The organism is Streptomyces sp. NPDC054847, from assembly GCF_053610925.1.
On sequence record NZ_JBSGZJ010000065.1, the window covers coordinates 336 to 22,336 of the forward strand.

Here is a 22,001-nt window from a genome sequence, read left to right on the forward strand (position 1 = left end):
GGGCCCGCCCGGGGGGGGGGGGGGGGGGGGGGCGCGCCGGGGCTCGGCGCGCCCCCCCCCCCCGCGGGGGCCGGGGGCCGGGGGGGGGGGGGGGGCCCCCCCCCGCAACCGGGCCGCGGCGCGGGGGCTCGTGCCGGACCGGGCTACGTGCGTGGGAACTGCGGCGGCCCCGCCAACGGGGCTACGGGCGCTGGAACTGCGGCCCCATCGGCGGCAGCCGGAAGCTCGGGTCGGCGGCGTACGCCGCCGCCGCGGCCGGCTGCGGATAGCCGTACGCGGGCTGCGGCGCCGCCGGCACGTACGCGGGCGCGGGCTGCGTCACGTCCGACGGCGGATAGCCGTACGACGGCGCGGCCTGCGCAGCAGGCGTAGAAGGCTCAGCAGGCGCCACAGGTGCCTCCGGCGCCTCCGCCTCCTCCACCGAGATCCCGAACGCCGTCGCGAGCCCCACCAGCCCCGTCGGGTAGCCCTGCGCCACCGCGCGGAACTTCCAGCCGTCGCCGCGCCGGTACAGCTCACCGCAGATGATCGCCGTCTCCTCGCCCGTCTCCGGCTTGACGTCGAAGACGGCCAGCGGCTCCCCACCGGCCGGCGCGGCGGCGTCGTGGAGAAGTATCCGCAGGTCACGTACGTGCTCGAAGGTGCCGCCGTCCGACGACGCCGCGATCACCACCTGGTCCACCGACGGGTCCAGCGCGGCCAGGTCGGCCTCGACCGTGTCGGTCAGATGGTCGCCGACGTGCTTCTTCGGCAGCCGCCGCACCAGCCCGGACGGATGCCGTGGCTGGTTGTAGAAGACGAAGTCCTCGTCGGAGCGCACACGGCCGTCACCGCCGAGCAGCAGGGCCGAAGCGTCGACGTCGGGGACCGCCGTGCCCGGCGTCCAGCGCAGCACGGCCCGTACGGCCGTGGCATCAAGAGGGACGTTCGAGCCCTTCAGCATCGCGTGCGTCATACCGGTCATCCTGCCTGGCCGAGGGGCCCCGGGACAACGCGGGGCCCAGTTCCCGCACGTGCCGCACCCGGCGCGGACACGTGTACGGCATGGGCGAGAAGCGGACGAGTTACCCGGAGTTCATGCACTTGGGGAACTCTGGACACCTGTGCTTACGTACTATTACCGGCCACATGTTGTCAGGCCCGAAGCGGCAGTACGGGGGATCTCTTATGCGTCATTTCGGGCACATCCCGCCCGCGGAAAGGGCGAGGCTGTTCCACCAGGAGCCGTGCGACTTCGACGCGGACTCGCCGACCCGGACGCTGGCGGCAGCCCTGGGCGCGACTCTCTACAGCCCGGCCACCCGGCCGAAGCTGGCCGACGACGTGCTCAAGCAGGCGGCGCGCGGGGTCGTCTCCATGGTGCTGTGCCTGGAGGATTCCATCGACGACGCCGACGTCGTCGACGGCGAGGCGAACCTCGTCCGGCAGTTCGCCGACCTCGACGCGCGGGGCGTCGAAGTGCCGCTGCTGTTCATCAGGGTCCGCACCCCCGACCAGATCCCGGACCTCGTGAGACGCCTGGGGCCGTCGGGACGGCTGCTGTCCGGATTCGTGCTGCCGAAGTTCACCGACGAACGCGGCGCCCCGTTCCTCGAGGCCCTCGTCACCGCCGAGGCCGCCGGTGGCCGGCGGCTGTTCGCGATGCCCGTCCTGGAATCGCCCGAGCTGCTGCACTTGGAGACCAGGACGGAGGCGCTCACCGGCATCGCGCGCACCGTCGACAAGTACCGCGACCGGGTCCTCGCCCTGCGGCTCGGCGTCACCGACTTCTGCTCCGCGTACGGGCTGCGCCGCTCGCCCGACATGACCGCCTACGACGTACGGATCGTGACGTCCGTGATCGCCGACGTGGTCAACGTGCTCGGCCGCTCCGACGGCACGGGCTTCACCATCACCGGGCCGGTCTGGGAGTACTTCAGGTCTCAGGAGCGCATGTTCAAGCCGCAGCTGCGCCGCAGCCCGTTCCTCGAAGGGCGGGCCGAGGAGTTGCGCAACGCGCTCATCGAGCACGACCTCGACGGGCTGCTCCGCGAGATCGAGCTGGACCGGGCCAACGGCCTGATGGGCAAGACCTGCATCCACCCCTCCCACGTCCTGCCCGTGCACGCGCTGTCCGTGGTCAGCCACGAGGAGTTCAGCGACGCGCAGGACATCCTGCGCCCGGAGCGCGGCGGCGGCGGGGTGCTGCGCTCGGCGTACACGAACAAGATGAACGAGGTGAAGCCGCACCGCGCCTGGGCCGAGCGGACCCGCCTGCGCGCCGAGGTCTTCGGTGTCGCCAAGGAGGACATCGGCTTCGTGGAGCTGCTCGCGGCCGGGCTCACCGACTGATGACGCCGAAGGGACCGATGACGACGAGGGGCGAAGAGAACGTGGTGTGGTCGGGAAGCTGGGTCGCGGAGCGGCTGGGAGTCTCCCTCGTCGGCGACGAGGGACTCCAGGAGCTGCTGGGCCTCGCCCTGCGCCGCAACCCGAAGCGGGCGCACCTGCTCGTGTCGAACGTGCTGGGCAAGCATGTGCCCCAGCAGCCGCTGGTGGTCTGGCGCGCGGGACACGACCTCGGCGTGCGGGTCCGCGACCTGCTCGGCACGGACGAGTGCCGGCGCGCGGTCGTCCTCGGATACGCGGAGACCGCGACCGGGCTGGGCCACGCCGTCGCGGACGGCATCGGCCTCGCGCCCTATCTGCACTCCACGCGCCGCCCCGTCGAGGGCGTGGCGACCGCGGGCGGCTTCGAGGAGTCCCACTCGCACGCCACCTCCCACCTGCTGCTGCCCGAGGACCCGGGGCTGCTGGGCCGGCCGGGCCCGCTGGTCCTCGTCGACGACGAGTTCTCCACGGGCAACACCGTCCTCAACACCATCCGCGACCTGCACGCCCGCTACCCGCGGGAGCGGTACGTGGTCGTGGCCCTGGTCGACATGCGTTCCGCGTCCGACCTGGGCCGGCTGGACGCGTTCGCCGACGAGATCGGCGCCCGCGTCGACCTGGTGGCCATGGCCTCCGGCACGATCCGCCTCCCGGACGGCGTCCTGGAGAAGGGCCGGGCCCTGGTCGCGGCGCACGAGCGGGCACCGGCGGACGCCGCTGCCACGCCGGTCCCCGCGGGCGCCGGCGCGGCCCGGCACACGCGGGTCGAGCTCGAGTGGCCCGCCGGCGTCCCCGACGGCGGCCGGCACGGCTTCACGCCCGAGCACCGCACGGCGCTGGAGGCCGCCCTGCCCGGCATGGCGGCCCGGATAGCGGACGCCCTCGGCACCGCACCGGCCGCCCCGGACACGGGCGGAACCCGCCGGGTCCTGGTCCTCGGCAACGAGGAGCTCATGTACGCGCCGCTGCGGCTGGCCGTGGCCCTCCAGCAGAACGGCCACGCCGGGACGGCCCCGGAGACCGTGGCGCGGACCGCTGCCGCACAGGCGGCCCGTACCGAGGTGTACTACTCCACCACCACCCGCTCGCCCGTCCTCGCCGTCGACGACCCCGGCTACGCGATACGCACCCGGCTCGTCTTCCCCGCCCACGACGACCCGGCCGACGGCCCCGGCGAGCGCTACGCGTACAACGTGGCCGGTGCCGGCTTCGACGCCGTCGTCGCCGTCGTCGACTCGACGGCCGACACCGACCGGCTGCACGCCCCCGACGGCCTGCTGGCCCAGCTCGCCGCCCACACCGGGCACGTCGTGCTCGCCGTCGTCCCCAGCTACGTACCGGGAGTCCCCGGCCACGTACCGGACCATCACGCGCCCGAAGGACCTGAAAGGCCCTCCATGCTGCCCCAGCCGCTCCGCGGACCCGCCTTCTCCTCCTACGCGCCGGAGGAGGTCGGCTGGCTGCTCCAGGACCTCTCGGAGGTGGAGCTCGAGGCACCCACGGAGGAGCGCGAGGAAGCCATCCAGAGCGGCGGCGCGCACTACGCCGAGTCGCTGCCCGTCGAGTACCAGCCCGACGAGCAGTACCAGCGACTGTTCGAGACGGCGCTCACCGCCTCCGCCGCACGCATCGCCCGCGCTGTCGGAACCGTCACCGACACCGTCCTCGCCGAGCGGACGCCGCGCCCCGTGCTCGTCTCGCTGGCCCGCGCCGGCACACCCGTCGGCGTGCTGATGCGCCGCTGGGCCCAGCACCGGCACGGCCTGGACCTGCCGCACTACGCCGTGTCCATCGTGCGCGGCCGCGGCATCGACGCCAACGCCCTGCGCTGGCTCGCCGAGCACCACGACCCGGCCGACGTCGTCTTCGTCGACGGCTGGACCGGCAAGGGAGCGATCACCCGCGAACTGGCAGAGGCCCTGCGGGACTTCCCCGGCTTCGACCCCGAGATCGCGGTCCTCGCCGACCCCGGCGGCTGCGTGCGCACATACGGCACCCGCGAGGACTTCCTCATCCCCTCCGCCTGCCTGAACTCCACGGTCTCCGGCCTGATATCGCGCACGGTCCTGCGGGCCGACCTGGTCGGTCCCGACGACTTCCACGGCGCGAAGTTCTACCGCGAACTCGCCGGTTCCGACGTCTCCGGTCACTTCCTCGACACCGTCGCCGCCCGCTTCGACGAGGTCATGTCCGCCGTCGACGCCGACGTGAAGGAACTCCTCTCCGCGGACCGCACCCCCACCTGGGAGGGCTGGGGAGCCGTGGAGCGGATCAGCGAGGAGTACGGCATCCACGACGTCAACCTCGTCAAGCCGGGCGTCGGTGAGACCACCCGCGTCCTGCTGCGCCGCGTCCCCTGGAAGATCCTCGCGAGCCGCGGCGCCGGCGCCGACCTCGACCACATACGGCTGCTGGCGGAGCAGCGCGGCGTACCGGTCGAGGAGGTCGACGAACTTCCCTACAGCTGCGTCGGGTTGATCCACCCCAAGTACACCCGCGGCGCCACGGGCGCCGACGGCAGGGCGGTGACGAAGTGACTGCCCACCCGTCTCCCACCACCGCCCTTTCACAGAGGCGCTCCGCGCCGCCCCTCTGCCTCGTCGCCAGCGACCTCGACCGCACCCTCATCTACTCGAACGCGGCGCTCGGCCTCGGCATGCCCGACGCGGTCGCACCCCGGCTGCTCTGCGTCGAGGTGCACGAGCACAAGCCCCTGTCGTACATGACGGAGCGGGCGGCGGGGCTGCTCACCAAGCTCGCGCAGGACACCGTCTTCGTACCGACGACGACCCGCACCCGCAAGCAGTACCAGCGCATCAGCCTGCCCGGCCTGCCGCCCAAGTACGCGATCTGCGCCAACGGCGGGCATCTGCTGGTCGACGGCATCAGCGACCGCGACTGGCGCGAGGCGGTCGCCGCCCGGCTCGCCGCGGAGTGCGCACCCCTCGACGAGATCCGGGCCCATCTGAACAGGACCGCCGACCCGGCCTGGCTGCGCAAGGAACGCGTCGCGGAGGACCTGTTCGCGTATCTCGTCGTCGAGCGGCAACTGCTGCCGGACGAGTGGGTCAGGGAACTCGGCGTGTGGGCGGAGGCCCGCGGCTGGACCGTCTCCCTCCAGGGACGCAAGATCTACGCCGTCCCCAAGCCGCTCACCAAGAGCGCCGCCGTGCGCGAGGTCGCCCGCCGCACCGGGGCCGGGCTGACGCTCGCCGCGGGTGACTCCCTCCTCGACGCCGACCTGCTGCTCGCCGCCGACCTGGCCTGGCGGCCCGGACACGGTGAACTCGCCGAGGCCGGCTGGGGGGCCGAACACGTCGTCGCGCTGCCGCAGATGGGCGTCGCGGCGGGCGAGGAGATCCTGCGGCTGCTGCGGCAGGAGGCACGCCGGTTCCGCCGCGAACGGCAGGGCATCGACTCCGTCGTCATCCCGCCTCCGGTGGGAGGCGTGGGCTCGGCCCCGGCGTGATCCCGCGCGGGGCGGGAGGTGCCGGATCGGCCGGGGCGCGACCCTGCCCCGGTCGTGCGGTGTCGGCTCAGCCCCGGCGTGATCCCGTGTCCGCGGGAGGGCCGGCTCAGCCCCGGCGTGATCCCGCGCCGGGCCTGAGCAGCCGCACGGCCGCGAACAGCAGGACGGCCACCACGGCGGCAGCGACCACCGCCTTCGAGTAGGCGGAGACGTAACCGGTCACGTCCTCCCACCTCTCGCCGAGCGTGTGACCGGCGAGGACGAACACCGCGTTCCAGATCGCGCTGCCGAGTGTGGTGAGCGTCAGGAACAGGGGCAGCGACATCCGCTCCACCCCGGCCGGCACGGAGATGAGAGAGCGGAAGATCGGGATCATCCGCCCGAAGAACACCGCCTTCGCCCCGTGCCGGGCGAACCACGCCTCCGTACGCTCGATGTCCGCGACCTTCAGCAGGGGCAGCCGGGCCGCGATCGCCACCGTACGGTCCCGCCCCAGCAGCGCCCCGATCCCGTACAGCGCCAGAGCGCCGGTCACGGACCCTGCCGTCGTCCACAGCAGGACGGCGACGAGCCCCATCTGCCCGCTGCTCGCGGCGAAACCCGCCAGCGGCAGGATCACCTCGCTGGGCAGGGGAGGGAACAGGTTCTCCAAGGCGATGGCGATCCCCGCCCCCGGTGCGCCAAGGGTTTCCATCAGGCTGTTGATCCAGCCCGGTGCGCTGCTTTCGATGCCGCTGCTCATGCCCCGAACGCTAGGCAGGCGAAGCTGAAGAGACGCTGAAGGCGACCGCACACCTTCCTGCGGTTTTCCGCAGTGTGCCCGGCCCGCCCCACCGGTTAGCGTGACGGATCATGAAGGCACTGGCGGTGCAGGGCACCCGGTACGCGGTGGGACTTCTCCTCGGCACGCTGACCGCCGTGGTGGAGCTGCTCTTCGCGTTGCTCGGCGGACTCGTCCTGCTGCTGGTACTCGCCTGGCCGCGCGGCCGGCGCGCCGTGCAGCGGCCGCTCGGGAGCATCGCCACCCGTCTCGCCCACCTCGAGCGGCGCAGGCTCGCCCGTTTCCTCGGGGCACGCATCTCCTCCTCGTACGGCAGCGGACACGCCGCGCGGTACGTCGTCGCCCGCTGGCCGCTGGGGCTGCTCGGAGGACTCGTGATCTTCTGCGTGCTGCTCGGCCTGCTCTACGCGGGATACGCCGCGCTCGGCTGGACCGTCGACGACATCGACTACCCGTGGGCGGTCGCCGGGACCGGTCTGGTCGGACTCTTCCTCGTCTTCCTCGCCGCCCAGAGCGTCTTCGGACTCGCCCTGCTCGAAGGCCATCTGGCCCGCCGGCTCCTCGGCCCGAGCCACCACGACGAACTGGAACGGCGCATCGCACAACTCGCCACCACCCGCGCCGGGATGATGGACGCCGTCGACGGCGAACGCCGCCGTATCGAACGCGACCTCCACGACGGCGTCCAGCAGCGGCTCGTCGCCCTCGGCATGCTCCTCGGCCGTGCCCGCCGCAGCCGCGACCCCGACCGCGCCGCCCAACTCCTCCTCCAGGCCCACGAGGAGAGCCGCCGCGCCCTCGCCGAACTGCGCGACGTCGCCTGGCGCATCTACCCGACCGTGCTGGACGAGGCCGGGCTGCGCGCCGCCCTGGAGACCGTCGCGGAACGCACCCCGCTGCCCGTGCACCTCACGTACGAGGTCCCGGAGCCGCCCGGGTCCCGGCAGGTCGAGACCGTCGCGTACTTCGTCGTCTGCGAATCCGTCACCAACGTCGTGAAACACGCGGGCGCCACCCGCATCGCCGTCACCCTGCGCCGCGACGGCCCGAAGCTCGCGCTGCGCGTCGAGGACGACGGGGTGGGCGGCGCGGACCCCGCCGGCGGCGGACTGACCGGCCTGGCGAGCCGGGTCGCCGCACTCGACGGCCGCTTCCGGGTCGACAGCCCGGCCGGCGGCCCCACCACCGTCACCGCGGAGCTGCCGTGCGTCTGATCCTTGCCGAGGACTCCACCCTGCTGCGGGAGGGACTGGTGCGGCTGCTCGCGGAGGAGGGCCACGAGGTGCTGGCCGCCGTCGGCGACGCCACCGCGCTGCTGGCGGCCGTGGAGGCGTCACCGCCGGACGTCGTGATCGCCGACGTACGCATGCCGCCCACGCACACCGACGAAGGGCTGCGCGCCGCCCTGGAGATCCGGCGGAGCAGACCGCAGGTCGGGGTGCTGGTGCTGTCCCAGTACGTCGAGAAGCGGTACGCGACCGAGCTCCTCACCGCCGACGACGGGGGAGTGGGCTATCTGCTGAAGGACCGCGTCGTCCAGGTCGACGAGTTCCTCGACGCGCTGGACAGGGTCGGCCGGGGACAGGCGGCGTTCGACCCCGAGGTCGTACGGCAGCTCCTGGCGCGCAGCACCCGCAGCGACCCCCTGTCACGGCTGACCGCACGGGAACGGGACGTCCTGGCCGAGATGGCGGAGGGCCACACCAACGCCGCCATCGCCGGCCGCCTCCACGTCTCGCAGAGCGCGGTCGAGAAGCACATCAACGCGATCTTCGAGAAGCTGGAACTGACGGGAACGACCGGCTACTCGCGGCGGGTACTGGCGGTACTGCGCTACCTCGGGTCGTGAGGCACCGCCCGCCACTGGGTCGTGGCCCGCATGGGGCGGGACGCAGGGGCGGGCGTGAGTGCGCGCTGCCGTCGCCTCGTCGCCTTGCCGTCGCTGGGCGGGTCGGGTCGGGTCGGGCGGGGCGCGTCGAGGCGGCGCTCGGCGCGGGTCAGCCGCAGCAGCCGCCTCCGCAACAGCCGCCGCCGCCACCTCCGCCGCTCGGTGCGGGTGCGGCGGACTTCGTGCCGCCGACGGCGACCGCGGAGAGCAGCTTCACGGTGTCGTCGTGGCCCTCGGGGCAGTTCGCGGGGGCGGAGGACTCGGCCATGGGGCGGTTCACTTCGAACGTGTCGCCGCAGGTCCGGCAGCGGAATTCATAACGAGGCATGCCCGTAAGGCTAGCGGCGTGCGAGCGGTCTACGGGAGAACAGGCGGCGACCGATCGTCGGGCGGTCGCCCGGGGCATTGCCGGCGGCGGGCGGCCGGGGCGCCAAGGGCTGCATGGCCGCGAGCTCCGCCCGGCGGCGGCTCGCGCGCTGCTCACGTTCCGCCTGGTCCGGGTGGCGGGCCCGCCAGTACGGATTGTCGTGCGGCAACCTCCCGCTGACCCGCCCGTACATGCCGAAGAACATCAGCAGGATGCCGACCACGAAGCTGAACAGCACGTTCTGGATGCGGAACGCGAGGGGGTTGAAACTCCGGTCGAGCAGGGCGAGGTTCACGAAGCCGCTGAGGATGAACAGAATGCCGAGGACCATGTTCACCGTCGAGGCGAAGTTGCCGCCGATCACCATGCTGACGAAGAGCAGCAGCCCGACGGCGATCGACAGGACGCTCAGCGCGCCGTTGGTGTTCAGGCCGGCGACGGTGTCGCCGCGGGTGTCGAAGAAGCCGATCCGGTCGATGAGCCCGAGGATCCCGAACGCGACCAGGACCAGGCCCATCAGCCCCGCCCCCACCCGGTAGAAGCGGCTGAGGTGATGATCGACAGGCAGATGCTCGTCCAGTGCGATGCGGCGCCTGCCCCGGCCCACGCTCCTCGAGCGCAGTACGTGTGCGGCCATCCCGGCCTCCATTCGTACGTACCCGGACACCGACTCCACCAGCATCCGCTGCGGGACGAAGGGGGACAAGCTGTGCGGATCGGCGGGCGGCGGGCGGGCAGCGCCGCGCGGGGGTTGCCGTGCGGGAGTGGCTTGCGGGCGGTTGCGGTGCCGGCGTTGCCGCGCCGGGGCGGGTACTGGCGGGGGCAGGCGTGCGGCGGCGGGGCGGGTGGACGCCGGGTAGGCGCCGGCAGCGCTGACCAGCGCGGCTGGCCCCGACCCCTCCCGCGGCCGTGGCCGTGGCAGGTCACGCGGCTCCGGCGCCGCGCTCCTCCCGGATCTGGTCGACCACGCGTGCCACGGTGCGCCGTACCGCTTCCGTCTCGGTCAGGAAGTGCCAGTAGTCGGGGTGTCTGCCCTCGAGCCCGGCGACGGCGCGCTCCAGCCAGGCGACGGAATCGTCCAAGGGGCGTGCGTGGCGCGGGTCGGGGGTGCTGCGGCCCGTCATCGCGAGGCGCTGGGCGTCACGGATCGCGAAGCGGGTCCGCTCGATCTCCTCCTGCGGGTCCTTGGCCACGGCGTTGAGACGCCGGAGCCGGTCACCGGCGGCCGAAACGGCCTCGTCCGTCGAATTCAGCAGCGCCCGTACGGTGCCGAGCAGGGCCGTGGCATCCGGCCAGCGCTGCTCCTCTCGCGCCTTGCCGGCCTCCCTCAGCTTCTCCTCGGCCTGGCGCACGGCGGCGGCCGCCTGCTCGGGCACGGGCTGGAGATCCTGCCAGCAGGCCGCGGTGAACCGGCGGCGCAGCTCACTGAGCACGGGCTCGACCTGGGCGGAGCGGGTGGTGAGCGCCTGGGCGCGGGTGCGCAGCGACACCAGGCGCTTGTCGATCTCGGCCGCGCGCTCGGGGAGCCGCTCCGCCTCCGTCCGTACGGCCTCGGCGTCGCGCAGCACACGGTCGGCGCGCTGCAGTGTCTCGGGGACGCCGTGCCGCCCGGCGCCTTCGTTGAGCTTCGTCAGCTCAGGGGCCAGGCGGGCGAGGCGCGCCGCGAGATCATCCGCCCTCAATCCAGAGCCGCGTACCACATCGAGAGCATTGCTCGCAGAAAGGAGCGCCTGTCGCGCCCGCTCGACTGCGGGAGCCAGCCGGGCAAGCTGCGTCTCCGCCTTGTCGAGCAACGGTCCGAGGCCCTGCTCGAACCGGTCGAGATCCCCCTTGACCCGTACCAGCTCGTCCCTGGCCCGGGTCAGCTGCGTACGCGCCTGCGCGGCCACGGACACTTCCAGGTCGTCCCGGTCCAGATCATGCGCGTCCACGGCCGTGATGTACGCGTGGCTCACCTCGTCGATGCGCCGCCCGAGCGCGGCGAACCCCTCCACGGCGCGGCGCGCCTCGGGCGAGCTGTCCACCGCCGTGATCGTCTCGATGGAGATCCGCAGATCCCGTTGCGCCGTGTCCAGCTCGTAGAACGCCGCTGCCGCGGCGTCCTTGGCGGCCTGCGCGTCCGCGCGCTGGCTCTCTCCCCGGCCGCCGAACCAGCGCCGGGTGCCCCCGCTCCCCGCGAAGGCGACGGGCAGCACGGCCGCGACGGCGGCGAGCAGCGGAAGCGGGACGAGTACCAGCGCCAGAACGCCCCGGACCTCACCCCGCACACCCCTGACGGCGGTCGCTCGTGCCTTGTCGTGCGGCCGTGCGTCTCTCGCCGTCACATCCCTCTCCCGTGCTGTGTCCGCCCTGCCCGGTCCCGGTCCGCTTAATTCTCCCACCAGGTAAGGACGAACACACGGGCCTGTCAGTTCGCGCTGCGCACCACGACTTCGCCGTTGTCGCTGCGGGCCTTGACGATGTGAGTGCTGTTGTCGTCGGTCGGCACGGCCACGTCGACGTCCCCGTTGTCGCTCTTGGCGTCCACCGCGTACGGCGCGCCGGCGCCGGGCAGCCTGATCTCGACCCGCCCGTTGTCGCTGTGGGTCTCCACCCGGTCGGGCACCGCGGCCATCTCGAGCCGCACGGACCCGTTGTCGGACCGGGCCACAACACGCTTCCCGGTCACCCGCTCCGCGACGACGCTGCCGTTCTCACTGTCCAGCTCGAGGGCCCCACTGGAGTCGGTGACCTTCACGCTCCCGTTGTCCGAACGGAGCTTCAACGCCGTGTCGAACCCGCTCGCCGTCACGCTCCCGTTGTCGTCGTCCACGGTCACGGAGGTGCCGCGCGGCACCTTCACGGTGTGGCGGGCCACGCAGTCGCTGGCGATGGCGTCGCACTTCACCTTGAGGGTGAGTGTCCCGTCCGCCATCTTCCAGGTGGCGTCCGGCCCGTTCCCGAGGAACACCCACCCGTCGACCTGCCGGGTCACCTCCACCTCGTCGACGTCGGCCGGTACGAGCTCGATGTCGGTGTTGTCGGAAGCGATGGTCAGCGCCGTCCCGGTGAGCGCGAACGACTTCTTCTCGACGGGTGCCTCACTGGCGTCGGCGCTCCCGCACCCGGAGAGCCCGACCGCGAGCAGCGCGACCCCGGAGGCGACGATGCCGCCCCGGACAACGCGGCGATGATGACGACGGAGTCCGCTTGTCATGGCGATCTTTCCCCCAGGTAGCTGTGCGGTTAGCTGCGCAGATAGCTCTGCGTGATGTTCCTTCACCCTAGGAGCGCGCCGGGGCCGCGATCGATCCGGTCGCCCACCGTCTCCCTGGTGGGGCTATCCCCCGTACGCCCACCGGCGGCGGCGTGGGGGCGAGCCGACCTGGGCGATCGGGGCCCGACGGCGGTTTGGAGCTGCGGGGGATGCGCCATGTAGGCTGTGGCCTCATCCACGGGTGCGTAGCTCAGGGGTAGAGCGCTGCTCTTACAAAGCAGATGTCGGCGGTTCGAAACCGTCCGCGCCCACCAGTGCAAAGGCCCCCAACCGATCACGGTTGGGGGCCTTTGACATCCACATCTGACATCAACGGGGGCGTTCACTCACGGCCGGGCCGCCTCTTGAGCATCCGGTCCATGTGGCTGACAGCCTCGCGCTGCGTGTCCTGGACGACGTGCGTGTAGACGTTCATCGTGACGGCGAGGGGGTCCGTACGAGCAGCGGCGAGGAAGCCCAACGGCTCGTCCAACGACCACGGCGACATCTTCCATACCTCGACGGAAGGCGGCTCTTGTTGATGACCTTCGCCTTGGGCTCGACGGCGACGAACACGACAGCGGTCGAGGTGTGGATCTTGAACGATGACATGGGAAGCTCCCTGCTAGGGGCGGAAGCGGCGGCTTGCTTGGCGGTAGGATGCCGCTTCTTCGCTGGGCTTGTGGGAGTCACGCGATAGCACCGCAGGACGTTCGCGTTCCAACTGGTGCGCACCAGCTGTGCAGCGTTGTTCGCTGTCCGGCTTCTCCACTCGCCTTCCTGTGACGCTCTAGAGAACCGCGCCGCTCAACCGTCCGTTCACAGAGGTTCACTGGTCCACTGCCGCCCCATTAACCCGGCCTGTTAACCCTGACGACCGGCGTCGATGCGGGTCATGCTGTTGTAGAGCTGTCATACGTTCGGGGGCGGTGCAGGTGCCCAACCGGCTGCCAGGGGTGAGGCACGGGCGGCCTGCACAGTCCTACAGCGCCGCCCCCGGCAGTTGGCGGCGGACTGCCGGCAGCCGCACCCGCTCTTACCTGCAGTCCTCGGCGCACAGGAGCAGGAGCGGCGGCGCTGGCCGAACCACCAGGTTCCGGCGGCGAGCACGGCCAGGACGACGGCGAGGGCGGGCAGCCGGCCCACCACCGCACCGGCCCCGGCCCCTACGACCCCAGCCGTGATCCGGAGGGGCAACGCGCAGCACGCCACGCAGGCCAGGGCGGCCAGGCCCCCGAGCGCCTTCGGGGCGCGCTGAGGGCGCAGGTCAACAGCAGGGTCCGGCATGGCGGTTGGTGAAGCGGCTGCGGCCGCGACAGCGAGGTCAGCTGTTCGGAGAACAACGCATCCCACTCGGCGACCCGCAAAGGCCGCTCCTCGGTGGGCAGCGTGCAGGATTGCGGCAACCACGCAAGATCACTCATCGCACTCACTCCCGTCGTCACGTCCCCGCTGGTGGGGAAATCTCCGACGGTAAGCCTGCACCCAGGTACCGGTTGCCTGAGAGCAAGCTTCGAGCGCGGAGGCGGCCCCGCGTGCCCCATACGTGCCCGAGTGGACGGTCAGAGGCGGGGAACAGCGGGGGAACTGCGGCGCACCTCGCCGCCCGGTACTCCCACCCTTTGCCGAGCTGCAGACTCCACCGTCTTCAAGGGTCTCCTTGATCAAACTCTAGGGACGCCACTGTTCACGGTAATCGGGGTGCTCAGCATAGGACTGTGCGAGTACGCGAAGGGCGTATGTGAGGCCGGCGAAGCGTGGGTCCGTGGGATCCATGGCCGCGTAGTCCCGCGCCAGCATGTCGACAAGGTCGAGCATCGGCAGGTGACTGTCGAGTAGGGCATCGCCACCGAAGCGGTAGCTCACCTCGGCATAGGCGTGGTTGTCCGCCTCGCACTGGGCGTGAATGGACTCCAGCATCTTGACCACCAGCGGCAGCGGCCAGCCGGCGCAGGCCACTAGGTGTGCTGTCCCGGGACGTTGGTGACACGCGTGCTGGGTGCTTGAACGGGTGAGGGCCTTCTGGGTTCGGTGTGGATTGCGACATCTACACCCGACCACAGGAGGCCCTCTTGTCCCACCGTAACGCCCCGCTGACTCCGACCGGACGGCTTCGTCTGGCCCGGTGCGTCGTCGAGGACGGCTGGCCGCTGCGCCGGGCTGCCGAACGCTTCCAGGTCAGTCACACCACCGCCGCCCGCTGGGCCAGGCGTTACCGTCAGGCGGGAGCCGCAGGACTGCACGACCGTTCCAGCCGCCCCCACCACCAGCCAGGCCGCTCTCCCGCCGCGGTCGAGGACCACGTCGTGCGCCTGCGACGCGAGCACCGCATCGGCCCCATCAGGCTGGCCGCCCGCTGCGGCGTCGCACCCTCGACGGCCCACCGCATCCTCAAGCGGCACGGCCTGTCAGCCCTGGCCACCCTGGACCGCGCCACCGGCGAGCCCATCCGCCGCTACGAACGTGCCCGGCCCGGCGAACTCGTCCACATCGACGTCAAGAAACTCGGACGCATCCCCGACGGCGGCGGCCACAAGGTCCTGGGCCGCGCGGCCGGCCGCAAAAACCGCGCCGGCACCAGACTCGCCTACCTTCACACCGCCCTGGACGACCACTCCCGCCTGGCCTACACCGAAGACCTCCCCGACGAGAAGGCCGCCACCTGCGCCGCCTTCCTCTCCCGGGCCACCGCCTGGTTCGCCGCCCGGGGCATCACCGTCGAGCGGGTCCTGACCGACAACGCCTGGGCCTACACCAAGAACACCTGGCGCGAAACATGCCGCGAGCTGGGCATCAGCCCCCGCTGGACCAGGCCCTGGCGGCCCCAGACCAACGGCAAGGTCGAACGCTTCCACCGCACCCTGCTCGACGAATGGGCCTACCACCGGCCCTACACCTCAGACGCCGAACGCCAGGCAGCGTTTCCCGACTGGCTGGACTGGTACAACTACCACCGACCCCACACCGGCATCGACGGCCACACACCCGCCAGCCGCGTCACCAACCTGCCGGGAAGCACAACTAGGGCGCTGCCGTCCTCGGTGAGGAAGAGCAGGGTGGTCCATGTCCGATCGGCAGAATCGATCAGCCCTGTGCGCACGGGCCGGCCAGGTTCGCGGACGAGCTGCACTGCGCGTTCCAGCCCAAGAGGTTCGAGTCCGTGCATGCGCATGCGCTGAAGTCGGCGCTCGACGACGCCGGCATGCTGGCCTGAGGGTTGTGCGCGGTCTCCCACCCAGTAGGTGGCGCCGCTGCGGAGGGTGGCCAGAGCTATCACGGACGCCTCGTCATCACCGGCCAACAGCGATTCCAGCACATGCCGTTCCATGGTCCCCCCGCTGGGATCCTGCGGTACAGCAGCCAGGTACCGCAATCCCAGCAACCGCCCCCGAACGGTAGCGTCCCTCCGGGCCCGCCCAGCGGCCGGCACGGCAGTCACTGACCGATGCGGCCAGAGCTACGGATCAGAAGTCACCGAGCGCGGCGCGGGGCCGGAGCAATTGGTCGGCCGCGCAGCCATCAGGGGCTGGCGGCTAGGCTCGATCTTCGTGGTCGAGATGACCAATTGCCTCGACAACCTCTTGCTGCATGAGCTGGAACTCGTCGTCGGTGGGGTAAGCGCGGGCAAACCTGCTGTTGGGGTCCCTGGTGGCTTCGACGTAGAAGTCAGCCACCATGCCTATCCAGTTGTGCTTGGGCTACATGGCCAGCATGAGAGCTGTCCCCTCTGCGGATCTCGTACCGCCGGATCGGACGGTGCTGTGCGGGAGCTGGTACGTGCTGCACACCGGCCTCCAGCGGGAGTGCCTGCGAAGGAACTTCGAGAGATTCACGCACGACGACGTCCGCACGAGGGAAACCGGCCTTTCTCGCCGTGAGGCCGCCGACGCGCCCAGCGCCCCGTTCATCACCGCTAGCGTGGCGCGGTGTCGTCGGCCGGGAACGCGGCGCCGTGGCCGGGCACGATCAGATCCGCGGCGGCGAGTACCCGGAGCCTGGACGCCCGCAGTATCTCGTGATCCGGGGCCACCGGGTCGTCCACCGGGCCGTTGGGGCGCCACCACAGGTCACCCACGAAGGCCACGACACCCGAGTCCGTTCCTGCCAGCAGGGTGATGTCCTCGCGGCTGTGTCCCGGGGTGCGGATCAGCCTGAGCGAGGGGGTCAGTTCGTAGCCCTCGGCGTCGCGGTCGGTCCACTGGTCGTTCTGGTAGATCGCCTTGTGGTCGTGGACCCGAGCGCGGCCGAAGAGGCCGACGTTCATGGTGTTGTCAGGATGGTGGTGGCTGAGCACCACATCGGTGATGTCATCCGGGCCGATCCCCGACTCCGCCAGCGGGCCGAGGATCCGTTCCCGGCCGGCCACCATGCCCGGATCGACGATCACGTGGCGTTCCCCTTCGCTGATGTAGGAGACGGTGGCGGCCACCCCGGGGCCGGTGGAGAGGGTGTATCCCGTGGTCAGGATCCTGTAGGTGGCGCTGCGGCCGAGCGGTGCGTCTGTCATGGCCCCAAGTCTTCGGCGTAGCAGCCCTCTTCACGAGTGGCCGCACTGCCACCGATCGCAGGAATCGTGCCACACTGCCCACATGCCGCCCTTCGTGACAGTCGCCGCCTACGCCTCGCCCGGTGTCGGGGTGCTCGGAGTCGGCATCGTCTCGGAGGTGTTCGACGCGCGCGGCCCCGACCTGCCCCGCTTCGACTTCGCCCTGTGCACCGACCGGCCAGGGCGGGTCCGCAGTGATGTCGGGCTGCCGCTCGTGGTCGAGCACGGCCTGGACCGGCTGGCGGCCGCCGAGCTGGTGATCGCGTTGCCATGGGCGGACTTCCGTACACCGCCGGGGCCCGCCGTGCTCGAGGCGCTGACCGCCGCGTATGAGCGCGGCGCGCTGGTCGCGGGACACTGCGTCGGTGCTTTCGCGCTCGCCGCGGCCGGCCTGCTCGACGGGCGGCGCGCCACCACCCACTGGCGGTTCGCCGGTCTGCTGGCCGAACGCCACCCGGACGTCACCGTCGAACCCGACGCCCTGTACATCGACGAAGGCCGGATCGTCACCGGCGCGGGTGCCGCCGCCGGCTTCGACCTGTGCCTGCATCTCCTGCGGCGGGAGTACGGCGCCGCCACGGCAAACGCCATCGCCCGAGACCTGGTCCTGCCGTCCCACCGAGACGGGGGACAAGCCCAGTACCTGGCCACCCCGGCCCCCGAGGACTGCAATGACGACCGGCTTGCCGACGTGCTCGCCTGGGCCCGCGAGCACCTCCACGAGCCGCTCCCCGTGGCCGAGTTGGCCCGCCGATCCCTGATGAGCAGGCGCTCTTTCGCCCGCCGCTTCGCAGCCTCGACCGGCACCACCCCGCACGCCTGGCTGCTCGGCCTGCGGCTCGGCCGCGCCGAGGAACTCCTGGAGACCACGGACCTCCCCGTCGAGGAGATCGCGCGCCTGGTCGGCTTCGGAAGCGCGGCCGTCCTGCGCGCACAGTTCGTACGGCGTCGGGGAGTGCCGCCGCGCTCCTACCGCCGGTCCTTCACCCGCACGCCGTAGCTCCCGAGCGATCTTCACCACCGCGCGCCCCCGTCGCGCTCCCGCTCGATCGGCGTGAGGCCTTCACGCAGCGCCAAGACCCGCGTCACAGTGGCGGGAGCCGGGGATTCAGCATCAAGCCGAAGGTGAGAGATTCCAATGCCAACTGGTGATCACATCGCACGTGGGTACTTCGGTCTCGGCGACAACGAGAACGTCGTTCATGTGACCAGCGACGAAGACTTCGTCCTGCACATCTGGGCCAGGAACGTCGAAACCTCGCAGGGTGGGGTACAAGTGTTGACGCCCCCGAGCCAGTTCCGGGGAAGTGGGTCGACGGGCCCTCTGGACGGATTGGTCCTCGACGTCCCTGCCCAGACGGGCATGACCCTCGGATGCATCGGGGCACAGGGCGGCGAGACCATCGATCTCTCGAGCGCTTTCGGCGCCAGAGTGACGGTGTTTCTGACCGTTGTCACCGTACGCGGCGCAGCGGTGGCGATGACCCGTGAGTAGAGGGTGGCGGTGACCCGTGAGTCGAGGTGCGCACCATGGTGTGGCACCGGACCGCGGACTGTGGCACCGGACCGCGTGAGGGGCACCGCTGCCCGGCATGGCCGAAGCGGCGGCGAGCGGGCGCCTGCGTCGTCGCACGCCGGCGGCCGTCCGCGCACGGCGTCCTCCGGCCCGGTGCGGCGTAGCGACTACGATCGGCCCATGACGGCACATCCGGCGGATGCCGCGTAGGCGCCCACGCGAGGTGAGGGCCACCGTGCCCCGCGGGCATAGCGACCGCACGGTGAGCACGCTGCTCATCAGCGCGTGTCCTGGGCCGTCGGCGTGTGCGGCCGTTCACACGTACCTCTTCGTCGACGGCCTCGACGTGGTCGCGCGCAGCGACAGCAGGATGGCCGGCCTCGATCCGACGCGACTGCTCCGCCCAGGCGGGCCGCTCTGTCCGACGGATACGCCGTGCACGGTGGATGTGGCTGCCCAGGAGCAGCCCGAGCCAGGGCCGGACAGGTTGACCATCCGGGTAGAGCTCCGGGGCGGGACGGTCGTCTGGTCCGACCTGATGTACCCGGGCGCCGACGGCCGACCTGTCGAGGAAGTCCGCTTCGGCCTGGCGCAGTATCTGAGCGAGGTCGAGCGAGCGTACGCAGCGTCGAGGAACCGGACCGGGACCGGACCTGACGGCTGACGAGTTGTCCACCCCTGGCGGCAGGTACGCGAGAAGCGGGGGCCGATCGACCTCGCAAAGGGCGTGTCTGCCGCCGCCCCCGAGGGTGGGCGTCAGGGCTTCGGGACGCTGTAGCGCAGGTGGGTCACGGATCCCGCGACGGGTTCCCCCTGGGGGATCAACTCGGCCCGTTCCCCGGCGAACAGCGGCGTGCCCTCTCCCATCAGCAGGGGGACGAGGTGGATGCGCACCTCGTCGAGCAGGCCCGCCCTGAGCAGTTGCCGGGCGACGGCGGCGCCCAGGACGAGGACGTCTTTGTCCCCCGCGGCTTCCTTGGCACGCCGGGCTGCGGCCTGCAGTCCATCGAAGGCGAACGTTCCGCCGTTGTCGCCGAGGAGGTCCTCCCTGGTCCCATGGGTGACCACGAAGCTGGGGACGCCAGGCCACGGCGTGCCGCCCCACGGGCCCAGGCCGAGGTCGAAGGTGCGTCGTCCGATGACGGTGGCCCCCACCGATGCGTCCAGCTCCTGGCGGATGCCGATGTCCACTCCGCCGTCCGGTCCCTTCCCGGCCATCCACTCGTGCAGCTGTTCACCGCCGTCCCCCATGGGTTCTTCGTCCCGGACGTTCGGTCCGGCCGTGAACCCGTCCAGGGACATCGACACGTCCAGTACCACCTTGCTCATGGCGAGTCTCCTTCGCTCCGTCGGCGCCGCCGTCCGGCGCCGGTGCTCCTCTGTGCGGCCGGCTCCGGCCGGGGGCCCGGGAGAGGGCGACGCGCATCTCCAGCACCGGTCCCACGTCCCTCAACGGCTTCCCGGCCGGAGGCGGCCGTCCCCTCCGACGCGCCAATGTCACTCCGACGATCCGGTGTCGGCGACGGACGAACCACGCGGACGGCGGGCTCGCGACAGTCCCGCTCCCGAGACAGCCCGCCGTACGCCGGTGCAAGCCACCGGCGTAACCGAGAGTGTTCAGGGGTCCCGGGCAAGAGGAGGCGACGCCGGCCCGTGCGCACAGGTGAGCCGGTGTCCGTATCGGTGTCGGAGAGCAGGCGCGTCCGCTTCGACCAGGCTCAGGCCGGACGGGCCCCGCACGCTCCCGCGAAGTCCCCACCCGTGCCCTTCCGTCCACGGAGGCGTCCACGGAGCCGCCGACCCCGCCTCGATCACAGGACGCTCGGCGTTATTTGGCCGCCATGGTCGGGCTGCGGGCGAAGGGCGAGCCGATTGCTGGATTTGACCTACCCGTGATGAGCGAAACCCGCTTTTTCCGCTAGCATGTTCGAGCTCATAACGATCATGTCAAAATATCACAAATCGGTTGAAAAATTGATATCCACATCAACGCGAGGGTCTTCGCGGCGAGGCGGTAGCCCTCGGTTCGATGCGTGGCGTCAGCCACGCGTCCTGCTGTGGGTCGCAGTGAGTGCGGTGGGCCTCGGATTCCTCATCGCACTGGAGATCGCCGCGCGTCGGTACGGTGAGCGAGGGCCGATCACCGACCAGGCGCGCGAGGTGATATTCGCCCCCAAATCGGGGACGGTGCTGTACGTCAGCATGGCATTGATGATGGTGGTGCTCACCTGGCGACAGCGGTTCATCGCGCTCGGCGCCGCGATCGGCATCGACGCCGTCTTCTGGCTTGTGCGGTGGGCTGTCGACGCCAAGATGATGGTCGGCAACGGTGCGTTGTGGGTGACTTTGGCCTGTGCCGTCATCGCCGTCACACGCCGTACCGGCCGTGACCGCGCCCTGCTGCTGAAAGGCGTCGGTCTGGCCCTGCTGCTCGTGGCCGGCCGCAAGACCGGCTACACCTGGCTGCTGATCACGTCGGAGACGCGCCCTACGGTGCTCGACCAGTACGTGGCGACCGCCGATCGCGCCTTGGGCGATCCGTCGTGGGTGGTGGGCCGGATCGTCGAGGCCACCGGCCCGGTCGGCGCCCATGTCCTCGACTGGGTCTACATTCAGCTCGCGGTGGCCGCGGTCGTCGTCGCGCTGTACCAGCTGCGCAACGTCGCGGCCGAGCGCCGCTTCCCGGGACATCATCTGGTGCGCACGTTTCTGGCCATCGGCCTGCTCGGGCCGGGCATCTACATGATCTTCCCGGTGGTCGGACCGATCTTCGTCTACGGTGCCGACGGGGGGCAGTGGGCGGTCGCCGATCTGTGGCCGCACACGCCGCCGCCGGTCGGTGACCCGCAGCCGATGCTCTTCGACGGAACTCCCCCGCGGAATTGCATGCCCAGTCTGCACACGGCGTGGGCCACCGCGATCTTCATCCACTCCCTCAAGGGTCCCTGGGCCCTGCGATGCCTGGGCGCCTTCTGGCTGATCGCCACGCTCGGCGCGACGCTCGGCTTCGGCTACCACTACGGCGCGGACATCATCGCCGGTGTGGTCTTCACGCTGACGATCGAGACGGCTCTGCGCGCGCTCGACCGCGGCTGGGACCGGCCGGGTGTCCAGATGGTCGCCTACGGCACCGCGGTCTTCGCCGCGCTCTTGGTGTCGTACCGCTATCTGTCGGTGCAGATGGCAGAGCAACCGTGGGTGTTCGGGCCGCTGCTGATGCTGGCGACGACCTCAGTGGTCTACGGCTACGTGCGGACCACCAGAGTGTGGGAGCGGAAGACCGCGTCGGTGCGCCTGCCGTCGCCGCGACGCGGATCGAAGCCGGAACTGGTCGAGCCGGGTGCGGCCGCTGCGGTCGCCGCCGCCGACCGGGCCGGCCAGAGCTGAGCATCGACGAAACGGCGGATGCCGACGGTGCGGAACCGTCCGACGCCCGCCGGCGCGCAAGGCCCCTCGCCGCTCACCTTGGGTTCTAACGGTCCTCGCAACACCCGCGATCTGTGGGAGTTGCGAGGACCGTGGGCGTTGAGCGTGATGATCTTGCCGGGTTGCGGGAGCGGTTCCTTGCACGGCTGGATGTCGTGGGGAACGTGACCGTGGTGGCGCGTGAGCTGGGGGTGAACCGGAACACTGCCTTCGGCTGGGCTCGGAAGGCCGGACGGAGTTCGGTGCGCCTGCCGCGGCGGCACCCCGGGCGGGACGAGTACGAGCGGCTTCGGGCCGCCGGTGTTGCCCGCCGGGTGGCGGCCCGGCAGGTCGGTGTGAACGAGCGCACGGCCAAGGACTGGGACTGGGGCGTCAAGAAGAGCCGCACCACGCGCACTTACGC

Annotated in this window: 18 protein-coding genes, 1 tRNA gene and 3 pseudogenes; 12 read left to right on the forward strand and 10 right to left on the reverse strand. The window is 71.3% G+C overall.

From position 1 onward, the window contains the following. Positions 1–181 precede the first annotated feature (181 nt). Positions 182–955, reverse strand: a complete 774-nt coding sequence (locus ACWGH4_RS10450) for a TerD family protein (protein WP_453458262.1) — start codon at positions 953–955, stop codon at positions 182–184. Positions 956–1,167: 212 nt separating this feature from the next. On the opposite strand from ACWGH4_RS10450, the gene ACWGH4_RS10455 reads away from it, so the two are divergent. The 3 genes from ACWGH4_RS10455 (at position 1,168) to ACWGH4_RS10465 (ending at position 5,839) form a co-directional block, all read left to right on the forward strand. Further along, positions 1,168–2,331: an HpcH/HpaI aldolase/citrate lyase family protein gene (locus ACWGH4_RS10455; protein WP_441262822.1), complete on the forward strand. Its 1,164-nt coding sequence runs from the start codon at positions 1,168–1,170 to the stop codon at positions 2,329–2,331. A gap of 17 nt (positions 2,332–2,348) precedes the next feature. Next, on the forward strand, positions 2,349–4,907 hold the full coding sequence (locus ACWGH4_RS10460; RefSeq protein ID WP_453458265.1) for a phosphoribosyltransferase: 2,559 nt from the start codon (positions 2,349–2,351) through the stop codon (positions 4,905–4,907). Positions 4,908–4,996: 89 nt separating this feature from the next. Beyond that, positions 4,997–5,839: an HAD family hydrolase gene (locus ACWGH4_RS10465; RefSeq protein WP_453458295.1), complete on the forward strand. Its 843-nt coding sequence runs from the start codon at positions 4,997–4,999 to the stop codon at positions 5,837–5,839. A gap of 106 nt (positions 5,840–5,945) precedes the next feature. On the opposite strand, the gene ACWGH4_RS10470 is transcribed toward ACWGH4_RS10465, so the two are convergent. Beyond that, on the reverse strand, positions 5,946–6,581 hold the full coding sequence (locus ACWGH4_RS10470; protein ID WP_453458268.1) for a DedA family protein: 636 nt from the start codon (positions 6,579–6,581) through the stop codon (positions 5,946–5,948). Between the two features lie 110 nt (positions 6,582–6,691). Here ACWGH4_RS10470 and ACWGH4_RS10475 point away from each other — a divergent pair, with 110 nt between their 5' ends. Beyond that, positions 6,692–7,834 (forward strand): histidine kinase, encoded by a 1,143-nt coding sequence (locus ACWGH4_RS10475; RefSeq protein WP_453458271.1) that lies wholly within the window; start codon positions 6,692–6,694, stop codon positions 7,832–7,834. After that, positions 7,825–8,469 (forward strand): response regulator, encoded by a 645-nt coding sequence (locus ACWGH4_RS10480; protein WP_441262818.1) that lies wholly within the window; start codon positions 7,825–7,827, stop codon positions 8,467–8,469. The genes ACWGH4_RS10475 and ACWGH4_RS10480 overlap by 10 nt, the downstream gene beginning before the upstream one ends. 148 nt (positions 8,470–8,617) lie before the next feature. Here ACWGH4_RS10480 and ACWGH4_RS10485 read toward each other — a convergent pair whose 3' ends face one another. From ACWGH4_RS10485 to ACWGH4_RS10500, 4 genes are all read right to left on the reverse strand, one after another. Further along, positions 8,618–8,836, reverse strand: a complete 219-nt coding sequence (locus tag ACWGH4_RS10485) for an FmdB family zinc ribbon protein (protein WP_100106980.1) — start codon at positions 8,834–8,836, stop codon at positions 8,618–8,620. A gap of 10 nt (positions 8,837–8,846) precedes the next feature. Continuing rightward, complete coding sequence (locus ACWGH4_RS10490) at positions 8,847–9,512, reverse strand: DUF4383 domain-containing protein (RefSeq protein WP_453458274.1); 666 nt, start codon at positions 9,510–9,512, stop codon at positions 8,847–8,849. 286 nt (positions 9,513–9,798) lie between these two features. After that, positions 9,799–11,199 carry a hypothetical protein gene (locus ACWGH4_RS10495; protein ID WP_453458276.1) on the reverse strand — a complete coding sequence of 467 codons (1,401 nt, stop codon included), beginning with the start codon at positions 11,197–11,199 and terminating at the stop codon, positions 9,799–9,801. A gap of 83 nt (positions 11,200–11,282) precedes the next feature. Further along, positions 11,283–12,071: a DUF4097 family beta strand repeat-containing protein gene (locus tag ACWGH4_RS10500; RefSeq protein ID WP_453458279.1), complete on the reverse strand. Its 789-nt coding sequence runs from the start codon at positions 12,069–12,071 to the stop codon at positions 11,283–11,285. 239 nt (positions 12,072–12,310) lie between these two features. On the opposite strand from ACWGH4_RS10500, the gene ACWGH4_RS10505 reads away from it, so the two are divergent. Next, positions 12,311–12,385, forward strand: a tRNA-Val gene (locus ACWGH4_RS10505). A gap of 68 nt (positions 12,386–12,453) precedes the next feature. Here the strand turns inward: ACWGH4_RS10505 and ACWGH4_RS10510 are convergent. Next, positions 12,454–12,558, reverse strand: a pseudogene (locus ACWGH4_RS10510) (integrase); the annotation flags it as partial. Between the two features lie 1,223 nt (positions 12,559–13,781). Further along, positions 13,782–14,030: a DUF6221 family protein gene (locus ACWGH4_RS10515; RefSeq protein ID WP_453458298.1), complete on the reverse strand. Its 249-nt coding sequence runs from the start codon at positions 14,028–14,030 to the stop codon at positions 13,782–13,784. A gap of 152 nt (positions 14,031–14,182) precedes the next feature. Between ACWGH4_RS10515 and ACWGH4_RS10520 the strand changes: the two are divergent. Further along, positions 14,183–15,124, forward strand: a pseudogene (locus ACWGH4_RS10520) (IS481 family transposase); the annotation flags it as partial. 899 nt (positions 15,125–16,023) lie between these two features. On the opposite strand, the gene ACWGH4_RS10525 reads toward ACWGH4_RS10520, so the two are convergent. After that, positions 16,024–16,617 (reverse strand): MBL fold metallo-hydrolase, encoded by a 594-nt coding sequence (locus ACWGH4_RS10525; RefSeq protein WP_453458282.1) that lies wholly within the window; start codon positions 16,615–16,617, stop codon positions 16,024–16,026. An 82-nt stretch (positions 16,618–16,699) separates the two neighbouring features. Between ACWGH4_RS10525 and ACWGH4_RS10530 the strand changes: the two genes are divergently transcribed. From ACWGH4_RS10530 to ACWGH4_RS10540, 3 genes are all read left to right on the forward strand, one after another. Then, positions 16,700–17,656, forward strand: coding sequence for a GlxA family transcriptional regulator (locus ACWGH4_RS10530; RefSeq protein WP_453458285.1), 957 nt, complete (start codon positions 16,700–16,702; stop codon positions 17,654–17,656). A 138-nt stretch (positions 17,657–17,794) separates the two neighbouring features. Beyond that, positions 17,795–18,151 carry a hypothetical protein gene (locus tag ACWGH4_RS10535; RefSeq protein WP_453458287.1) on the forward strand — a complete coding sequence of 119 codons (357 nt, stop codon included), beginning with the start codon at positions 17,795–17,797 and terminating at the stop codon, positions 18,149–18,151. Between the two features lie 283 nt (positions 18,152–18,434). Next, positions 18,435–18,836, forward strand: a complete 402-nt coding sequence (locus tag ACWGH4_RS10540) for a hypothetical protein (protein ID WP_453458290.1) — start codon at positions 18,435–18,437, stop codon at positions 18,834–18,836. Between the two features lie 92 nt (positions 18,837–18,928). Here the strand turns inward: ACWGH4_RS10540 and ACWGH4_RS10545 are convergent, their stop codons facing one another. Continuing rightward, positions 18,929–19,501 (reverse strand): dihydrofolate reductase family protein, encoded by a 573-nt coding sequence (locus ACWGH4_RS10545; RefSeq protein ID WP_453458292.1) that lies wholly within the window; start codon positions 19,499–19,501, stop codon positions 18,929–18,931. Between the two features lie 645 nt (positions 19,502–20,146). Between ACWGH4_RS10545 and ACWGH4_RS10550 the strand changes: the two genes are divergently transcribed. Further along, positions 20,147–21,559, forward strand: a complete 1,413-nt coding sequence (locus tag ACWGH4_RS10550; protein WP_453458301.1) for a phosphatase PAP2 family protein — start codon at positions 20,147–20,149, stop codon at positions 21,557–21,559. 131 nt (positions 21,560–21,690) lie between these two features. Then, positions 21,691–22,001, forward strand: a pseudogene (locus tag ACWGH4_RS10555) (IS30 family transposase); the annotation flags it as partial.

What these genes read in the sequence shown, in the direction of transcription:
- ACWGH4_RS10450 (WP_453458262.1), bottom strand. Translation starts at nt 955, where the DNA reads ATGACGCACGCGATGCTGAAGGGCTCGAACGTCCCTCTTGATGCCACG.
- ACWGH4_RS10455 (WP_441262822.1), top strand. Translation starts at nt 1,168, where the DNA reads ATGCGTCATTTCGGGCACATCCCGCCCGCGGAAAGGGCGAGGCTGTTC.
- ACWGH4_RS10460 (WP_453458265.1), top strand. Translation starts at nt 2,349, where the DNA reads ATGACGACGAGGGGCGAAGAGAACGTGGTGTGGTCGGGAAGCTGGGTC.
- ACWGH4_RS10470 (WP_453458268.1), bottom strand. Translation starts at nt 6,581, where the DNA reads ATGAGCAGCGGCATCGAAAGCAGCGCACCGGGCTGGATCAACAGCCTG.
- ACWGH4_RS10475 (WP_453458271.1), top strand. Translation starts at nt 6,692, where the DNA reads ATGAAGGCACTGGCGGTGCAGGGCACCCGGTACGCGGTGGGACTTCTC.
- ACWGH4_RS10485 (WP_100106980.1), bottom strand. Translation starts at nt 8,836, where the DNA reads ATGCCTCGTTATGAATTCCGCTGCCGGACCTGCGGCGACACGTTCGAA.
- ACWGH4_RS10490 (WP_453458274.1), bottom strand. Translation starts at nt 9,512, where the DNA reads ATGGCCGCACACGTACTGCGCTCGAGGAGCGTGGGCCGGGGCAGGCGC.
- ACWGH4_RS10500 (WP_453458279.1), bottom strand. Translation starts at nt 12,071, where the DNA reads ATGACAAGCGGACTCCGTCGTCATCATCGCCGCGTTGTCCGGGGCGGC.
- ACWGH4_RS10515 (WP_453458298.1), bottom strand. Translation starts at nt 14,030, where the DNA reads ATGCTGGAGTCCATTCACGCCCAGTGCGAGGCGGACAACCACGCCTAT.
- ACWGH4_RS10525 (WP_453458282.1), bottom strand. Translation starts at nt 16,617, where the DNA reads ATGACAGACGCACCGCTCGGCCGCAGCGCCACCTACAGGATCCTGACC.
- ACWGH4_RS10530 (WP_453458285.1), top strand. Translation starts at nt 16,700, where the DNA reads ATGCCGCCCTTCGTGACAGTCGCCGCCTACGCCTCGCCCGGTGTCGGG.
- ACWGH4_RS10535 (WP_453458287.1), top strand. Translation starts at nt 17,795, where the DNA reads ATGCCAACTGGTGATCACATCGCACGTGGGTACTTCGGTCTCGGCGAC.
- ACWGH4_RS10545 (WP_453458292.1), bottom strand. Translation starts at nt 19,501, where the DNA reads ATGAGCAAGGTGGTACTGGACGTGTCGATGTCCCTGGACGGGTTCACG.